The sequence below is a fragment of the Lelliottia nimipressuralis genome (genome assembly GCF_004402045.1).
Classification (GTDB): domain Bacteria; phylum Pseudomonadota; class Gammaproteobacteria; order Enterobacterales; family Enterobacteriaceae; genus Enterobacter; species Enterobacter chinensis.
The window spans coordinates 1203942-1220063 of sequence record NZ_SOMG01000030.1 but is presented as its reverse complement, the minus strand read 5'-3'; the positions used below and the strand labels follow the sequence as shown (position 1 = coordinate 1220063).

Here is a 16122-nt window from a genome sequence, read left to right as displayed (position 1 = left end):
TATTGCTCAACTTATAACCTTAGTTGACCCCTTAACCGCCCCGCCAGTAAAACTGGCGGGGCGGTTGTCAAATGGCGAGCGACGTCACACTGTCTATACTTACATGGCTATGAAAGAGGTAAAGGCGTTTACCTCTCAGTAAACCGTAAGGAGGAAAAGGGTGGCTGACATGTTAACCGCACCGCCTGTACTGCCCGGACATTATGCTTTCTTTTTTGATCTCGACGGCACGCTCGCCGGGATAAAGCCGCACCCCGATCAGGTGTCTATTCCGGATGCGGTATTACAGGATTTGCATCAGCTCTCGCTTATGAATGAGGGAGCACTGGCATTGATATCAGGGCGCTCAATGGCCGAGCTGGATATGCTCGCCAGTCCTTACCACTTTCCGCTGGCCGGTGTACACGGAGCGGAGCGCCGCGACATCCATGATCACACGCATATCGTTTCACTCCCCGCCGCACTCACGCAAACGCTGCAGAAGCAGCTTTCTGCTGCGCTGGAAGCGCTGCCTGGCACCGAGCTGGAAGCCAAAGGTATGGCTTTTGCCCTGCATTATCGTCAGGCACCGCAGCATGAAGAGGCCGTGCTTGCACTGGCTCAGTCGGTGGCGGATGCGCATCCACAGCTGGCATTGCAGCCCGGCAAGTGCGTGGTGGAGTTAAAACCGAAAGGGATTAATAAAGGCGCGGCCATTGCCGCATTTATGGCGACACCGCCTTTCAAAGGGCGGACGCCCGTTTTCATTGGGGATGACCTGACCGACGAGGCCGGGTTTCGTGTGGTGAATCAGGCCGGAGGGATAGCCGTCAAGGTGGGGCCTGGTGACACTGTCGCCGAATGGCGGCTGGCGGATGTCGCCAGCGTCTGGAAGTGGATATCTGACATCGCTAACCAGCAACAACAACAAATAGCGCAAAACAAAGGGGGAAACCATTATGGGTCGCTTAGTCGTCGTCTCTAACCGAATTGCACCGCCGGATGATAAAAAAGCCAGCGCGGGTGGCCTGGCGGTAGGGGTGTTAGGTGCCTTAAAAGCTGCTGGTGGGCTGTGGTTTGGCTGGAGTGGTGAAATCAGTGAAGAAGAAAAACCGCTCAAAAAAGTGACGCGCGGAAATATTACCTGGGCTTCTTTTGCGCTGAAAGAGAAAGACTATGACGAGTATTACTCGCAGTTCTCTAATGCCGTTCTGTGGCCCGCATTTCACTATCGTCTTGACCTGGTCAAATTCCAGCGGGAATCGTTTGAAGGCTACTCACGCGTGAATGCGTTGCTGGCAGATAAACTGCTGCCTTTAATCGAGGAAGACGATATTTTATGGATCCACGATTATCACCTGCTGCCCTTCGCCAGAGAGCTGCGAAAAAGGGGCGTAAATAACCGGATTGGCTTCTTCCTGCACATCCCGTTCCCGACGCCGGAAATCTTTACCGCACTGCCGCCGCACGAAGCGCTGCTGGAGGCGCTGTGTGATTACGATTTACTGGGCTTCCAGACCGAGAATGACCGCCTCGCGTTCCTCGACTCCGTGTCAGGAAAAGCGCGTCTGGTGACCAAAGGCGGGAAAACCCATACGGCGTGGGGGAAAACCTTCCACACCGAAGTGTATCCGATAGGGATTGAGCCTGACGAAATCGCGGAACAGGCTTCCGGCCCGCTGCCGCCGAAACTGGCGCAGCTTAAGAATGAACTCAAGCACGTGAAAAATATCTTCTCGGTAGAGCGTCTTGACTATTCCAAAGGGCTGCCGGAACGCTTCCAGGCGTATGAGACGCTGCTGGATAAATACCCGCAGCATCACGGTAAGATTCGCTATACCCAGATAGCGCCGACGTCGCGCGGTGAGGTTCAGGCCTACCAGGATATTCGCCATCAGCTGGAGACCGAAGCAGGGCGCATTAATGGCCGTTATGGCCAGCTGGGCTGGACGCCGCTCTTTTACCTGAATCAGCATTTTGACCGTAAGATCCTGATGAAGGTCTTCCGCTATGCGGATGTGGGCCTGGTCACGCCGTTGCGTGATGGGATGAACCTGGTCGCGAAAGAGTATGTGGCGGCCCAGGATCCTGCTGACCCGGGCGTCCTGGTGCTTTCCCAGTTTGCCGGTGCGGCGAATGAACTCACGTCGGCGCTTATCGTTAACCCTTACGATAGGGATGACGTGGCAAACGCGCTGAATCGTGCCCTGACGATGCCGCTCACGGAGCGTATTTCCCGTCATGCTGAAATGATGGAGACGATCCGTAAGAACGATATTAATCACTGGCAGGCGCGCTTTATTCAGGATCTCCGTAATATCGCCCCACAAAGTCATGAAGGCGATCTACAAAAAAAGATCGCGACCTTTCCTAAACTAGCCTGATTTGCCACTGGGGGGTTAATGCCCCCCAAGCGGCACTAATAGCACATCAACCTGGCTTGACGCGACAATCGATTTCGCCGCACAGGCTGCGCGCGATATAAAGCTGTGGTTATGATTTCCGCATATCACCAAATCAATATGGTGTTTACGACACATATCGAGAATATGGGCGTTAAGTTCCCCCGTCGCAATAACGGTTTCATAAACAGGATATTGTGCCTTTTCAACTAACTCTCGCAGAAATTGCTGTGTTTCCTCCTGAAGAACCTCACGAATATCCTCCAGCATCGGGGCGGCCAGCTGATTATACATCTCGGGTTCTGCCGCGAGAGTGATGAGGCTGATACGGGCATTGTGGGGCCTGGCAATGAAGACTGCCCGTGCGACGAGTTGATGGCTTTCGGGAGAAACTGCAACAGAAACAAGAATATGGGAGTAACTCATGGCGCACTCCTTTGGTGTCTGACAGACAGCGTTTGATCACCATTACCGCGAATTGCCTGGATCTGCAAGAGCGGATTACGACATTAGTGTGAAGCTTATCATAATTATTCATTAATTATTCTTATAAGAAGAATAACTGAAAAATGCGCCTAAATGAAAAAAATTAACAACTTAACGTAAATCACACAAATTCCCGCTTTCACTGTTGAATCGTTTAGGTATGTTACAAAACCATTTCGAATGATCACGAACTGAAACAGTTTTTTTGTGCTACCTGCATAACTATATGTTTTTTCACGGTAAGAAAAATGTTTCCGGGAGAGGTGTTTGATGTGAATGTTTCCGCGCGGCGCTTACAGCAGGAAAAGCACGATGCATGCCAGTTCGGATCACCCTTCTGCATGAGTATTCGTCAATTAAGAATACAAAACAGTGCTGACAGGTTAAAAAATGAACAAATTACAAGTCATACTGATGGATTTATGGGTCATATTCACTTAAATTGTGTGACGTGGATCACATTTTTTTTAAATTTGAGGGTGGTTGGATTGTATGTGTCAAAACTGACGAGTAGAGTTTGCGTCGAATTAGGAAAAATCTTAGTTATTTGTAAGAAATGATAAATCATGTAAGAGACGCGTTCGCGTTTCATCTCTTACACGTTTCAGTGAATACAAACCTAAATTCAACTATGCATTTAGCCTTTTCTTTTTTATACCGGGTGATTTCCCGGCGACATCACGGGGTGCGGTCTTTCCGCATAAAAATAATAGTTGGTTATTCGGGATGGGAACAATGCATACATCCGAGTTGCTAAAACATATCTATGACATCAATTTGTCGTATTTACTGCTCGCGCAGCGTTTGATTAGTCAGGACAAGGCGTCCGCGATGTTTCGTCTGGGTATTAACGAAGAGATGGCAACCATGCTGGGCGGTTTAACCCTCCCGCAGATGGTTAAACTGGCTGAAACGAATCAACTGGTTTGCCAGTTCCGTTTCGATGATTCGCAGACAATAACGCGTCTGACGCAGGAGTCCCGTGTTGACGATCTTCAACAGATCCATACCGGTATTCTTCTCTCCACTCGCTTGCTTAACGAAATCAGCCAGCCTGATGACGCAGCCCGTAAGAAAAGGGCCTAGCAATGAGCGAGAAAAGCATTGTTCAGGAAGCGCGTGACATACAGCTGGCCATGGAGCTGATTACACTGGGTGCTCGTTTACAAATGCTGGAAAGCGAGACTCAGTTGAGCCGTGGTCGCCTCATCAAACTGTACAAAGAGTTACGTGGTAGTCCCCCGCCGAAAGGCATGCTGCCGTTTTCTACCGACTGGTTTATGACGTGGGAGCAGAATATTCACGCTTCCATGTTCTGTAATGCCTGGCAGTATCTTCTCAAAACCGGTTTGTGTAGCGGCGTTGATGCCGTGATCAAAGCGTACAAACTTTACCTTGAACAATGCCCACAGCAGGACGAAGGTCCTCTGCTGGCGCTGACCCGCGCATGGACGCTGGTGCGTTTTGTTGAGAGCGGAATGCTTGAACTGTCGCGCTGCAATTGCTGCGATGGCAATTTCATTACCCATGCTCACCAGCCTGCAGGCAGCTTCGCCTGTAGTTTATGTCAGCCTCCATCCCGCGCAGTAAAAAGACGTAAACTTTCCCGGGATGCTGCCGATATTATTCCACAACTGCTGGATGAACAGATCGAACAAGCTGTTTAACCCGAACGTGTGGGCAAGATTCCAGCAGCGGTAAGCAATTACCGCTGCTTTTTTTTACCCCGCAAACGGTAAACGCTGCGAGCTGGACGTCCTTGCCATAGTCACTAGCGGAAGGATGATGTCGTGCTTATCTTATTAGGTTACCTGGTAGTTCTCGGTACAGTTTTCGGCGGTTATATGATGACCGGCGGGCACCTTGGAGCACTCTATCAACCGGCTGAACTTATTATCATCGGCGGTGCAGGGGTAGGGGCTTTTATCGTTGGTAACAACGGTAAATCGATCAAGGGGACGCTGAAAGCTATTCCATTGCTGTTCCGTCGTTCGAAATACACCAAAAGCATGTATATGGATCTGCTGGCACTGCTCTATCGCCTGATGGCGAAGTCGCGTCAGCAGGGGATGTTCTCTCTTGAACGGGATATCGAAAACCCAAAAGAGAGCGAAATTTTTGCCAGCTATCCGCGCATTCTTGCTGACGCCATGATGCTGGATTTCATCGTCGATTATCTGCGACTCATCATCAGCGGCAACATGAACACCTTCGAAATCGAAGCGCTGATGGACGAAGAGATCGAAACCCACGAAAGCGAATCTGAAGTGCCGGCCAACAGCCTGGCGCTGGTGGGCGATTCCCTTCCGGCATTCGGTATCGTTGCCGCGGTGATGGGCGTTGTCCACGCCCTGGCCTCGGCAGACCGTCCGGCAGCCGAGCTGGGTGCGCTGATTGCCCATGCGATGGTGGGAACCTTCCTCGGTATTTTGCTGGCGTACGGCTTCATCTCTCCGCTGGCAAGCGTTCTGCGCCAGAAGAGCGCGGAAACCACCAAAATGATGCAGTGCGTGAAGATCACGCTGCTCTCTAACCTCAACGGTTACGCGCCACCGATCGCGGTTGAGTTTGGCCGTAAAACGCTTTATTCCAGCGAGCGTCCGTCGTTTATCGAGCTCGAAGAACACGTGCGTGCGGTGAAAAACCCAAACCAACAGACGACAACTGAGGACGCATGAAAAACCAGTCCCATCCGATCGTCATCGTAAAAAAACGCAAGCACAAGGGCGGCGGGCATGGCGCACACGGCTCGTGGAAAATTGCGTACGCCGACTTTATGACCGCAATGATGGCGTTCTTTCTGGTGATGTGGCTGATCTCTATCTCCAGCCCAAAAGAACTGATCCAGATTGCCGAATATTTCCGAACGCCGCTGGCGACGGCGGTGGCCGGTGGACCGCGTATCTCTAACAGTGAAAGCCCGATCCCCGGCGGGGGCGATGATTACACCCAGCAGAAGGGTGAGGTGAAAAAAGAGCCGAACATCGACGAGCTGAAAAGAAAGATGGAGCAGGCGCGCCTGAAGAAACTGCGTGGCGATCTCGATCAGCTGATTGAAGCCGATCCTAAGCTGCGCGCATTGCGCCCGCATCTGAAAATCGATCTGGTGCAGGAAGGGTTACGCATTCAGATTATTGATAGCCAGAACCGCCCGATGTTTAAAACCGGGAGCGCGGAAGTTGAACCGTACATGCGCGATATTCTGCGCGCCATTGCCCCGGTGCTGAACGGCATTCCTAACCGGGTCAGCCTGTCAGGACACACGGATGATTTCCCGTACGCCAGTGGGGAAAAGGGATACAGCAACTGGGAGCTTTCTGCCGATCGTGCCAACGCCTCGCGTCGCGAGCTGGTGGTAGGTGGGCTTGATGATGGCAAGGTACTGCGCGTGGTCGGCATGGCAGCAACCATGCGCCTCTCCGACCGCGGGCCGGATGACGCCATCAACCGTCGTATCAGTCTTTTAGTGCTGAACCAGCAGGCGGAGCAGGCCATCCTGCATGAAAACGCCGAAAGTCAGAATGAGTCACTGGACGATTTAAAACAGCCTGGGGCCGTTCCTTCGGCTGCCGTTCCAACATCGCCACCAGCCAATCCGAGGTGATAGCGTGAGCATGGATATTAGCGATTTTTACCAGACATTCTTTGATGAAGCCGACGAATTGTTGGCCGATATGGAGCAACACTTACTCGATTTGGTGCCCGAAGCACCGGACTCCGAGCAGCTCAATGCCATCTTCCGTGCGGCGCATTCCATTAAGGGCGGAGCCGGAACATTTGGATTTACCATCCTGCAGGAAACAACCCATTTAATGGAAAACCTGCTTGATGAAGCACGACGCGGTGAGATGCAGCTCAATACCGACATTATCAACCTGTTTTTGGAAACCAAAGATATTATGCAGGAACAGCTCGACGCCTATAAAAGCTCGGCAGAGCCTGATGCCGCCAGCTTCGAATACATCTGCAATGCGCTGCGCCAGCTCGCGCTGGAAGCAAAAGGTGAGGTTGCTGCAGCCGTGGTTCCGGCCGCAAAACTGAGCGTTGTCGATGCGGTTGCCGGGCAGGAGTCTGCCCCTGCCGAAGCACAGGCGGGCAAATTGCGCGTTGTACTGTCACGCCTGAAAGAGAGTGAAGTTAACCTGCTGGAAGACGAGCTGGGTAACCTGGCGACATTAAGCAACGTGGTAAAAGGTAAAGACAGCCTTGCGGCGACGCTTGATGGCGGTATTGGTCAGGACGATATCGTGGCGGTGCTGTGCTTTGTGATTGAAGCCGACCAGATTGCCTTTGAAACTGAAACCGCCGCGGTTGACGCCCCGGCGACAGAAGAAGAGGTGGCTGTGGTCGCTCAGGCTGCGGCATCGGCCGTTGCGCCTGCGGCTCCGGCGTTAAAAGCGGTACCAAAAGAGGCAGCCGCGCCAGGCCGTGGCGAAAAACCCGCCGCGCGCTCCAGCGAGTCTACCAGCATCCGCGTTGCCGTTGAGAAGGTTGACCAGCTGATTAACCTGGTGGGTGAACTGGTCATCACGCAGTCGATGTTGGCCCAGCGTTCTAACGAACTGGACCCGGTCACCCATGGCGATCTGATTACCAGCATGGGTCAATTGCAGCGTAATGCCCGCGACCTGCAGGAATCGGTCATGTCCATCCGTATGATGCCGATGGAATATGTCTTCAGCCGCTTCCCGCGTCTGGTCCGCGATCTCGCCAGCAAGCTGAATAAACAGATTGAACTGACCCTGATGGGCAGCTCAACCGAACTGGATAAAAGCCTGATCGAGCGCATCATTGACCCGTTAACGCACCTGGTGCGTAACAGTCTCGACCACGGTATCGAACTGCCGGAAAACCGCATTGCCGCCGGAAAATCCCCGGTCGGGAATCTGATCCTGTCCGCGGAACATCAGGGCGGGAACATCTGCATCGAAGTGACGGATGACGGTGCAGGTCTGAACCGTGAGCGTATCCTGGCGAAAGCAATGTCGCAGGGGATGGCGGTCAATGAAAACATGACCGACGAAGAAGTGGGCATGCTGATTTTCGCGCCGGGCTTCTCAACTGCCGAACAGGTGACAGACGTATCCGGGCGCGGCGTGGGCATGGACGTGGTGAAACGTAACATCCAGGAGATGGGCGGCCATGTTGAAATCAAATCTAAACAGGGTTCCGGCACGACCATTCGTATCCTGTTGCCGCTGACGCTGGCGATTCTGGACGGCATGTCTGTGAAAGTGGCGGACGAAGTCTTTATCCTGCCGCTGAACGCCGTGATGGAATCCCTGCAGCCGCGTGAGGAAGATCTGCATCCGCTGGCGGGCGGCGAGCGCGTTCTTGAAGTGCGCGGTGAGTACCTGCCGCTGGTGGAACTGTGGAAAGTGTTCGAGGTGGACGGGGCGAAGACAGAGGCCACGCAGGGTATCGTTGTGATCCTGCAAAGTGCGGGCCGCCGCTACGCGCTGCTGGTTGATCAGCTGATTGGCCAGCACCAGGTGGTGGTGAAGAACCTCGAAAGCAACTACCGCAAAGTGCCGGGTATTTCGGCCGCCACCATTCTGGGTGATGGTAGCGTGGCGCTGATCGTCGACGTGTCGGCGCTTCAGGGATTAAATCGTGAACAACGTGTGGCGTACACAGCCGCCTGATTAAGTAGAAGGTAAAAACATGACCGGTATGAGTAATGTAACGAAGCTGGCGGGCGAGCCATCAGGGCAGGAATTCCTGGTATTCACTTTAGGCGATGAAGAGTACGGCATCGATATCCTGAAAGTGCAGGAAATCCGTGGTTATGATCAGGTTACCCGCATCGCTAATACGCCTGCTTTTATTAAAGGTGTCACCAACCTGCGTGGCGTTATTGTCCCTATCGTTGATCTGCGCGTGAAGTTCAGCCAGGGCGACGTTGACTACAACGAGAACACCGTGGTGATTGTCCTCAACCTGGGTCAGCGCGTGGTGGGTATTGTGGTGGATGGCGTCTCTGACGTGCTTTCTCTGACCTCTGACCAAATCCGTCCTGCGCCGGAGTTTGCGGTCACGCTGTCGACCGAATACCTGACCGGTCTGGGCGCGCTCGGCGAGCGTATGCTGATTCTGGTGAACATTGAGAAGCTGCTGAACAGCGATGAGATGGCGCTGCTGGATATCGCGGCGAGCCACGTAGCATAAAACAAAGCCGGGTGGCGCTGACGCTTACCCGGCCTACGTGTTCGAGTTATTTGTAAGCCGGGTAAGCGTCAGCGCCACCCGGCTTTTTCATACCCTTACGCTTCCTGCTTTACCAGCTCAGCTTCCGCTTCAGCTTCCCGCGCACCTTCATTCTGCGACAGCATCGCGGTTGCAATCCCGTTCCCCAGCACGTTAATTGCAGAGCGGCCCATATCCAGGAAGTGGTCGATCCCCATCAGCAGCAGAATGCCGGCCACCGGAATGTTAAAGCTCGGGATCGTCGCCGCCAGTACCACCAGCGAGGAGCGCGGTACGCCCGCAATCCCTTTTGAGGCCAGCATGAGGGTCAGCATCAAAACCGTCACTTCAGAGAAGCTCAGGTGAATATTGTACGCCTGTGCGATAAACATCGAGGCGAAAGAGCAGTACACCATCGAACCCACCAGGTTGAAGGAGTAGCCAATCGGCAGCACGAAAGAGGCAATGTTGCGCGAACAGCCAAAACGCTCCAGCTGCTCCAGCGTTTTTGGATAAGCGGCTTCCGAACTGCTGGTGGTAAACGCCACCAGTACCGGGTCTTTCAGCATGCTGACCAGGCGAAACACCTCTTTTTTCAACACCATGTAACCCACGGCCAGCAGCACCATGCAGGTGATAAGAATGGCAACATAGTAGCCGCCAATAAAGGAGGCATAGTTCAACAGAATGCCAAGACCCTGAGTGGCAATCACGGACGAAATCGCCGCGAAAATGGCCAGCGGGGCAACGTACATCACGTAACCCGTTACCTTCAGCATGATATGGGAAACCACATCCAGCGCGGCTACCAGCGGTGCGTTGAATTTCTGCCCCAGCGACGCGCCACCGATGCCAAAGAACATCGAGAACACCACAATCTGCAGGATTTCATTGTTCGACATCGCCCCTGCGATACTGGTTGGAATGGTGTGAGACAGGAACGCTTTCAGCGTCATGCCCCCAACGGCCAGACCGGTATCGACCGCCTCGGTTGGGACCGTCAGGTTAAGTCCGCTTCCCGGATGCTCCAGGGTGACAATAAACAGTCCTACCAGAATAGAGAGCACGGATGAGCTGATAAACCACACCATCGCTTTGCCACCCACGCGGCCAATGGTGGAGGTTTCGCCCAGCTTCATAATGCCGACGGTGAGCGTGCTGAAGACCAGTGGTGCAATGACCATTTTGATCAGACGCAGGAAAATATCGGTCAGAAGGGTAATATTATCCGACCAGGCTTTGATGGCATCCGCAGATGCATACTCATGAATTGCTGCCCCTGAAAGAATACCCGCCAGCATGAATATCACGATGAAGAGTGTGAGTTTGTTTGCACTTGCCACGAAAAAAGACCCTCTATGCGCTTCGGTTGTCGTCCGCGTCGATACATATAAATTTTTTATTACGACGCGGTAAATTATTCGGCACATAAATTGACGCAAAGTGTAGGGGGATACAACTCCTTTTTAAGTTTTATTAATTTTGTTGTTAATGCGCTGACGATATATTGTGATCGTGATCACATTTTAATGGATATATTCTCTCTGGATAAAATAAAATCTCTGACTGAATTAATTTAACTATCTGTTATTTATAAAAATACTCAGTCAATAAGACATGTGCCTTAGATGTCCTGGGGCAGGTGGTCGAAGCGATATCCGTAAACTAAATTCTCAATAACCCCCTCAGAGGAACCTTAAGCGGGGCTAACAGCTTGAACGACAAAAATAAAATGTAGCAAGGGAACGGAGACGTCTTCTGGAGGGTGGTAAATGAAAAGAAAACTCCTTTTGATCTGCACAGGCACCTTACTGGCTGCGACAACGGCCCATCAGGCGTTGGCCGTCACCAGCAGCGGCACCATCGGCGCGACGCTGACGCTGACAAACGGTTGTCTGATAAACGGATCGCCCACGCAAAACGGCATTAACTTCGGGACGCTTGATTTCGGTACCCATCCCGCAACATTTTCCACCCTGACCACGCAGTTAAGCGGCGCCAGCGGCGGAAACACCTTCACCATTCAATGCACCACAGCCAGCTATACGGTGGCGATCACCGGCAATACCAACTCCACAGCCCCCGGTACCGTTGTCGGCACGACGGGAACCCCTGCGCGTTATCTGATCAATACGGCCAACGCGGCACAGGGTGTGGCTTACAGCCTGTATAGCGACAGCGGGTTTAACACCGTGGTTGCTAATAACGCCGCATTGCCGATCGCTTCAACGGCGGGAGGTGTCGATAGTTACACTCTCTACGGGCGTATTACCGGCGGCGGTAACAGCGTAACGGTCGTACCGGGAACCTACACCGACACGATAAACGTCAGCGTGACCTATTAGTCCTGCACCGCCATGAAGGCATTTATTACAGGTCTGCGCAAACGCGCAGAGGGACACGTGCAGCCTATTTTTGCGCTGATCGTCGGATTGCTAATGGTGCCCACGGCCAGTGCGGTGACATCACAATCCTTCAAAGTCAGCGCGACCATTGTGCCGGGATGCGCGGTGGCCACGGGCAGCGGAGGACTTTTCGGTACGCTGGATTTTGGCACCCATAACGGCGTCGAAAGCGCGCCGGTAAGCACCGGCTTTGTGCCAAACGGGGCGTTGTCCATCGCCTGTACGCCAGGCGTGTCGCTGAGCATGAGCATCAATGGTGGTCAAAATTATGCATCCGTTCGCCGCATGAAACGCTCGGGCGGAACCGAAGTGGTGGCATACCGGCTCTACAGCAGCAGTTCGCTGGCCGCGAACAGCGAAATTGGCGTCAACCAGGCAATACCGGTGACCTACACCAACAGCAATAACATCGCGCTGCCGCTTTTTGGCGTGGCGCTACTGACCGGGTTTAGCCCGGCAGGAACGTATTCCGATCAGCTCACCGTGACCTTGTCATGGTAATAAAGGGAGAGTGCCGATGAAGCCATTTTTCAGACCTGTTTGTCTGGTGTTCGCGTTGGGAATGGCGGCAGCAGCAGCCGGCCAGGCGCAGGCGGCAGCCACCATTCTGCTATGGCCAATCGATCCGTGGCTTGCTGCAGACGCCAAAGCCACGGAATTGTGGATCCAGAACCAGGGAAGCAGCGCCACGACGATGCAGGTGCGCATTGTGCGCTGGAAGCAGGAGGACGGGCACGAGCGCTATACCGCGCAGCAGGACGTGGTGGCCAGTCCCCCCATTGTCACGATTGGAACTGGCAGCAAGCAGCTTATTCGTCTTATCAAACAGGCTTCGGTTCCCGCAGGCGTCGAACAAGCCTACCGCATTATTGTGGATGAAATTCCCCAACCTGATGCCAAAGCCAAACCCACCATTGGCCTCAAATTACAGATGCGTTACTCCATTCCTCTGTTTGTTTATGGGCAGGGGATCCCGACCATAAAAGAGGGTGCGCATCACGCGCTGGCGGAGACCCAAAACCTGAGCTGGCGGGTGACGCAGACGGGCGGGGAGCCTGCGCTGGAGGTCCGAAATCGGGGGGATGTCCATGTCAGGCTGAGCCAGGTGGCGCTGGAGCAGGGAGGGCAGAAGCGTACGGTCGCGGAGGGATTACTGGGTTACGTCCTCCCGGGCAGCACCCGCAGCTGGCCGATACCCGCTGGCGTTCGTCAGCCAGAGCGGATGAGCGCGCAGATTAATGCCAGGGATGCACAATGGCAGTCGACGCCCGTCAACTGAAGCCGGCGATGATGATCCTGCTTTGCATCAGTTCCGCGACCTGGGCTGAACCCGGCGACGACAGTTTACCGCCGCCGCCCCAGGCGCAGGCGATAAACGATGAGGCAGTCTTCCAGCTTGCCATTGTGCTGAACCACTACGATACCGGCCTGGTTGTGCCGGTGACGCAGCGTAACGGCGCTTTCTTTATTTCCAGCGCCGATTTACTGCGCGCGGGGCTGCCCCCGGAGCATGTGCCAACCGGAGAGGTGAATCTCTCCTCGCTTACCCGGGTTCGGGTGGAGTACGACAGCGCCGCGCAGCGCCTGCTGCTGACCGTTCCCCGCGACTGGGTCACTGCCCGGGTTACCCCCTTCAGCGCCCAAACGGCGCAGACCAAACCGCACTTCGGACGCGGGGCGCTGCTGAATTACGATTTCTACACCAACCACACGGAGCATATCGGCGGTCAGGCCTCGCTCTGGCACGAATTCCGCTATTTCAATGAGAACGGCTCGTTTTCCTCTACCGGCTATGCCCGGGAAAATTTCACCGGTAGCGACGGCCAGCAGGAAGGCTATGTTCGCTATGACACGACTCTGCTGTTCACAAATGAAGATGACGCGATGAGCTGGAGCGTGGGGGATGTGATCGGTGATGCCCTGAGCTGGAGCTCCAGCGTGCGGATGGGCGGGGTAAGCGTCGGGCGGGATTTCTCCCTGCGTCCTGACCTGGTGACATGGCCGCTGCCCGAGTTCTCGGGAGAAGCCGCGGTACCCACCTCGGTCGATCTCTTTATCAATGGCTATCGCTCCGGCTCAACCCAGCTTCAGCCTGGCCCCTTCACCCTGACCAATCTGCCCTACATTAACGGCGCAGGGGATGCGGTGCTGGTGACCACCGATGCACTCGGGCGCCAGGTGAGCACCACGCTACCGTTTTACGTCACCAGTGATTTGCTGAAACAAGGGCTGAGCGACGGCGCCGTGACCCTGGGCAGCCTGCGGCGTAATTATGGCATCAAGAATTTTGACTACGGTTCCGCGGCAGGCAGCGGCTCGTATCGCTACGGGGTGACGGACTGGCTGACGCTGGAGGGCCACGCGGAAGGGGCGCAGGAGCTGGCGCTGGGTGGGGCGGGGACGGTGATAAAACTCGGGCAGCTTGGCGTGGTGAATACCGCTTACTCGCAAAGCCGCATGCGCGGGGATGCTGGCGGACAAATCAGCTGGGGTTACCAGTACAGCACCAGCGAGTTTAGCGTGGCGACCCAGCACACGCGTCGCGGCCGCGGCTTTGGCAATCTTGCCCTCTACGACCAGCCGACGGTCTATGACGAAAACGACAGACCCATCGCCAGTTTTAGCCGTAATACGGACCAGTATTCTCTGACCTTCAATCTGGGGCAGTACGGCAACATTGGCGCGGCCTGGATTGGCGTCGAGAGCTTTGACAGTCAAAAAACGGAGCTGCTGAATCTCTCCTGGAGCCGCAATCTGTGGGGCGCGAGCAGTATTTACCTCGCCGGCAGCCGGGACCAGCAGCGGGGAGACTGGACGGTCGCGCTGTCGCTGCAGGTGCCGCTGGGCGCGCGCGACAGCGCCGCCGTCACCTTTGAAAACACCCCGGACGCAGGCAGCACCCAGCGGGTCAACTACAACCACTCCATGCCCTCTGACGGCGGGTTTAGCTGGAACATGGCGTGGGCCAACCAGTCGAGAGCCAGTGATTATCAGCAGGGAACGCTGGGCTGGCGCAATAACAATATTGAGCTGCAGGGCGGTGGCTATGGCGAAAGGGACATGATGACCTGGTGGGGCGAGGCGATGGGCGCGATTGTTCTGATGGACGGCGAGCTATTTGCCGCGAACAAGATCAACGATGCGTTTGTGGTTATCAGTACCGACGGTCATCCGGATGTGCCCGTCAGCTATGAGAACCAGCCCGTCGGAAAAACAAACGGCAACGGTTATCTGCTGGTCAGTGGGGTGTCGGCGTATTACCCGGCAAGCTACCGGATTGATACGCTAAATCTGCCTGCCGATACCCGGCTGAAAGAGACCGAGCGTCGAATTGCGATCCGGCGTCACAGCGGCTATCTGGTCGATTTCCCCATGGAGCAGGAGCGAGTAGCGAGCGTCATCCTGCAGGATGCGCACGGGCAGGCGATACCGGTTGGAAGCCAGGTCCGGCGTGCCTCGCGCAGCAATGCAGTGGTGGGGTATGACGGCATCGCCTGGCTGGAAAATCTCAGCGATGTAAACCCGCTTGAGGTGATGACGCCTGACGGGAAACGCTGCACGGCCACCCTGACCGTGGGGGCAAATCCCCAGCACAAGCTGGAAACCTACGGTCCGCTGGTTTGTCGGGAGGGGCCGTGAGGCGCCTGCTGCTGTTGATGCTGCTGCTCTTCTCCGGCGGCGGCTGGGCGGCGTGTACCGTCAATACGGTCAATGCGTCGTTTGGCAGCGTCACCTCGTTCGCGCTCAGCGGAACCGGGGAGGTGGAAACCACCGGCACGCTGGTGGTGGCGTGTGATACCGTGCTCAACGTTCTGACCAACGACTCGGTGACGCTGAACTACACCGCGGCATCGGTGACGGGCAACAGTCGCGCGACCATGAAACGCACGGATAATGCGGCCATCACGGACGTGATCCCCACCCGGCTGTGCGGATTATCGGCTTGCGCGAGCAGCAGCGAGGTACAGATAAGTAAATCGTATACCTGGAGCGGCAATACTTTGCTGGGACTGCTGGGGACAAAGCAGTACAACATTCCGCTCTATTTTCGCACCGTCGCCGGACAAAACGTCACTGCCGGTCCCTATCAGGTGCTGTTGACCTTCAGCATCAACTACAGCGTCTGTGCCTTCGGTGTAGGAAGCCTCTGTACGAATCCCCAGACGGGCACCGCGACAGCCAGCATCCTGCTTGATATGAACGTCACCAACGACTGCAGCGCGATGACCACCCCGGACGTCAACTTTAATAGCGCACCGCTGGTGCAAAGTTTCCCGACCGTCTCGCAGGCGATTGCCGTCACCTGTACCAAAGGAAGTACGTATACCATCGGCATTAATAATGGTGCTAACGCGCTGAACAACGTGCGGCGGATGGTGAGCGGCAGCAACACCATGAGCTATGACATCTATAAGGAAGCCACCGGTAGCCGCTGGGGCGGCAGCGGCAGCGAGCGCTGGTCCAGTGCGGTATCGTCACAGGTCAGTACCGACGGTTTACTGCGCACCTACAACTACACCGCGAAAGTCCTGGCCAGTCAGGCCACGCCCCCCGCCGGAACCTACACCGATACGCTGATTGTCGACGTGGCGTTTTAACCCCGCGCTTTTCCCTTTCTCAAATGTAAAGTTCCTGTGGGCAGTGCCGATAACACCGTTAATAAA

At 55.0% G+C, this 16122-nt stretch carries 15 protein-coding genes; 13 read left to right on the top strand and 2 right to left on the bottom strand.

Translation table 11 applies throughout. The annotated features are described in order from the left end of the window. Nucleotides 1-160: 160 nt before the first annotated feature. Nucleotides 161-964, top strand: coding sequence for a trehalose-phosphatase (gene otsB, locus E3U32_RS23415; protein WP_134350708.1), 804 nt, complete (start codon nt 161-163; stop codon nt 962-964). Next, nucleotides 939-2363, top strand: coding sequence for an alpha,alpha-trehalose-phosphate synthase (gene otsA, locus E3U32_RS23410; RefSeq protein ID WP_134350707.1), 1425 nt, complete (start codon nt 939-941; stop codon nt 2361-2363). The genes otsB and otsA overlap by 26 nt, the downstream gene beginning before the upstream one ends. 15 nt (nt 2364-2378) lie before the next feature. Here otsA and uspC read toward each other — a convergent pair whose 3' ends face one another. Continuing rightward, on the bottom strand, nt 2379-2807 hold the full coding sequence (uspC, locus tag E3U32_RS23405) for a universal stress protein UspC (protein ID WP_134350706.1): 429 nt from the start codon (nt 2805-2807) through the stop codon (nt 2379-2381). 795 nt (nt 2808-3602) lie between these two features. On the opposite strand from uspC, the gene flhD reads away from it, so the two are divergent. The 6 genes from flhD to cheW all read left to right on the top strand — a co-directional run bounded on the left by flhD (nt 3603) and on the right by cheW (nt 9035). Then, nucleotides 3603-3953, top strand: a complete 351-nt coding sequence (gene flhD / locus E3U32_RS23400) for a flagellar transcriptional regulator FlhD (protein ID WP_023312264.1) — start codon at nt 3603-3605, stop codon at nt 3951-3953. 2 nt (nt 3954-3955) lie between these two features. Beyond that, nucleotides 3956-4534 carry a flagellar transcriptional regulator FlhC gene (gene flhC, locus E3U32_RS23395; RefSeq protein WP_134350705.1) on the top strand — a complete coding sequence of 193 codons (579 nt, stop codon included), beginning with the start codon at nt 3956-3958 and terminating at the stop codon, nt 4532-4534. A gap of 123 nt (nt 4535-4657) precedes the next feature. Further along, entirely contained in the window at nt 4658-5545 is an 888-nt protein-coding gene (motA, locus tag E3U32_RS23390) for a flagellar motor stator protein MotA (protein WP_008500417.1), read from the top strand. Further along, nucleotides 5542-6471, top strand: coding sequence for a flagellar motor protein MotB (motB, locus tag E3U32_RS23385; protein WP_134350704.1), 930 nt, complete (start codon nt 5542-5544; stop codon nt 6469-6471). The genes motA and motB overlap by 4 nt, the downstream gene beginning before the upstream one ends. A gap of 4 nt (nt 6472-6475) precedes the next feature. After that, on the top strand, nt 6476-8512 hold the full coding sequence (cheA, locus tag E3U32_RS23380; RefSeq protein ID WP_134350703.1) for a chemotaxis protein CheA: 2037 nt from the start codon (nt 6476-6478) through the stop codon (nt 8510-8512). 19 nt (nt 8513-8531) lie between these two features. Further along, a complete protein-coding gene (gene cheW / locus E3U32_RS23375; RefSeq protein ID WP_134350702.1) occupies nt 8532-9035 on the top strand; it encodes a chemotaxis protein CheW in 504 nt (167 codons plus the stop codon). 95 nt (nt 9036-9130) lie between these two features. Here the strand turns inward: cheW and E3U32_RS23370 are convergent, their stop codons facing one another. Next, on the bottom strand, nt 9131-10396 hold the full coding sequence (locus tag E3U32_RS23370; protein WP_134350701.1) for a dicarboxylate/amino acid:cation symporter: 1266 nt from the start codon (nt 10394-10396) through the stop codon (nt 9131-9133). Nucleotides 10397-10825: 429 nt separating this feature from the next. On the opposite strand from E3U32_RS23370, the gene E3U32_RS23365 reads away from it, so the two are divergent. Genes E3U32_RS23365 through E3U32_RS23345 form a run of 5 tightly spaced genes read left to right on the top strand, consistent with a single transcriptional unit; the run spans nt 10826 to nt 16056 of the window. Continuing rightward, nucleotides 10826-11398 carry a spore coat protein U domain-containing protein gene (locus tag E3U32_RS23365; RefSeq protein WP_134350700.1) on the top strand — a complete coding sequence of 191 codons (573 nt, stop codon included), beginning with the start codon at nt 10826-10828 and terminating at the stop codon, nt 11396-11398. Nucleotides 11399-11410: 12 nt separating this feature from the next. After that, a complete protein-coding gene (locus E3U32_RS23360; RefSeq protein ID WP_134350699.1) occupies nt 11411-11959 on the top strand; it encodes a Csu type fimbrial protein in 549 nt (182 codons plus the stop codon). Between the two features lie 16 nt (nt 11960-11975). Continuing rightward, nucleotides 11976-12737, top strand: a complete 762-nt coding sequence (locus tag E3U32_RS23355; protein ID WP_134350698.1) for a fimbrial biogenesis chaperone — start codon at nt 11976-11978, stop codon at nt 12735-12737. Continuing rightward, nucleotides 12713-15097, top strand: a complete 2385-nt coding sequence (locus tag E3U32_RS23350) for a fimbria/pilus outer membrane usher protein (protein WP_134350697.1) — start codon at nt 12713-12715, stop codon at nt 15095-15097. Before E3U32_RS23355 ends, E3U32_RS23350 begins: the two co-directional genes overlap by 25 nt. Beyond that, nucleotides 15094-16056: a Csu type fimbrial protein gene (locus E3U32_RS23345; protein WP_134350696.1), complete on the top strand. Its 963-nt coding sequence runs from the start codon at nt 15094-15096 to the stop codon at nt 16054-16056. The genes E3U32_RS23350 and E3U32_RS23345 overlap by 4 nt, the downstream gene beginning before the upstream one ends. Nucleotides 16057-16122: the final 66 nt, after the last annotated feature.

Excerpts from the sequence above, each read along its gene's own strand:
- E3U32_RS23355 (WP_134350698.1), top strand. The coding sequence starts at position 11,976 with ATGAAGCCATTTTTCAGACCTGTTTGTCTGGTGTTCGCGTTGGGAATG.
- motB (WP_134350704.1), top strand. The coding sequence starts at position 5,542 with ATGAAAAACCAGTCCCATCCGATCGTCATCGTAAAAAAACGCAAGCAC.
- E3U32_RS23365 (WP_134350700.1), top strand. The coding sequence starts at position 10,826 with ATGAAAAGAAAACTCCTTTTGATCTGCACAGGCACCTTACTGGCTGCG.
- flhC (WP_134350705.1), top strand. The coding sequence starts at position 3,956 with ATGAGCGAGAAAAGCATTGTTCAGGAAGCGCGTGACATACAGCTGGCC.
- cheW (WP_134350702.1), top strand. The coding sequence starts at position 8,532 with ATGACCGGTATGAGTAATGTAACGAAGCTGGCGGGCGAGCCATCAGGG.
- uspC (WP_134350706.1), bottom strand. The coding sequence starts at position 2,807 with ATGAGTTACTCCCATATTCTTGTTTCTGTTGCAGTTTCTCCCGAAAGC.
- otsA (WP_134350707.1), top strand. The coding sequence starts at position 939 with ATGGGTCGCTTAGTCGTCGTCTCTAACCGAATTGCACCGCCGGATGAT.
- E3U32_RS23360 (WP_134350699.1), top strand. The coding sequence starts at position 11,411 with ATGAAGGCATTTATTACAGGTCTGCGCAAACGCGCAGAGGGACACGTG.
- flhD (WP_023312264.1), top strand. The coding sequence starts at position 3,603 with ATGCATACATCCGAGTTGCTAAAACATATCTATGACATCAATTTGTCG.
- E3U32_RS23350 (WP_134350697.1), top strand. The coding sequence starts at position 12,713 with ATGGCAGTCGACGCCCGTCAACTGAAGCCGGCGATGATGATCCTGCTT.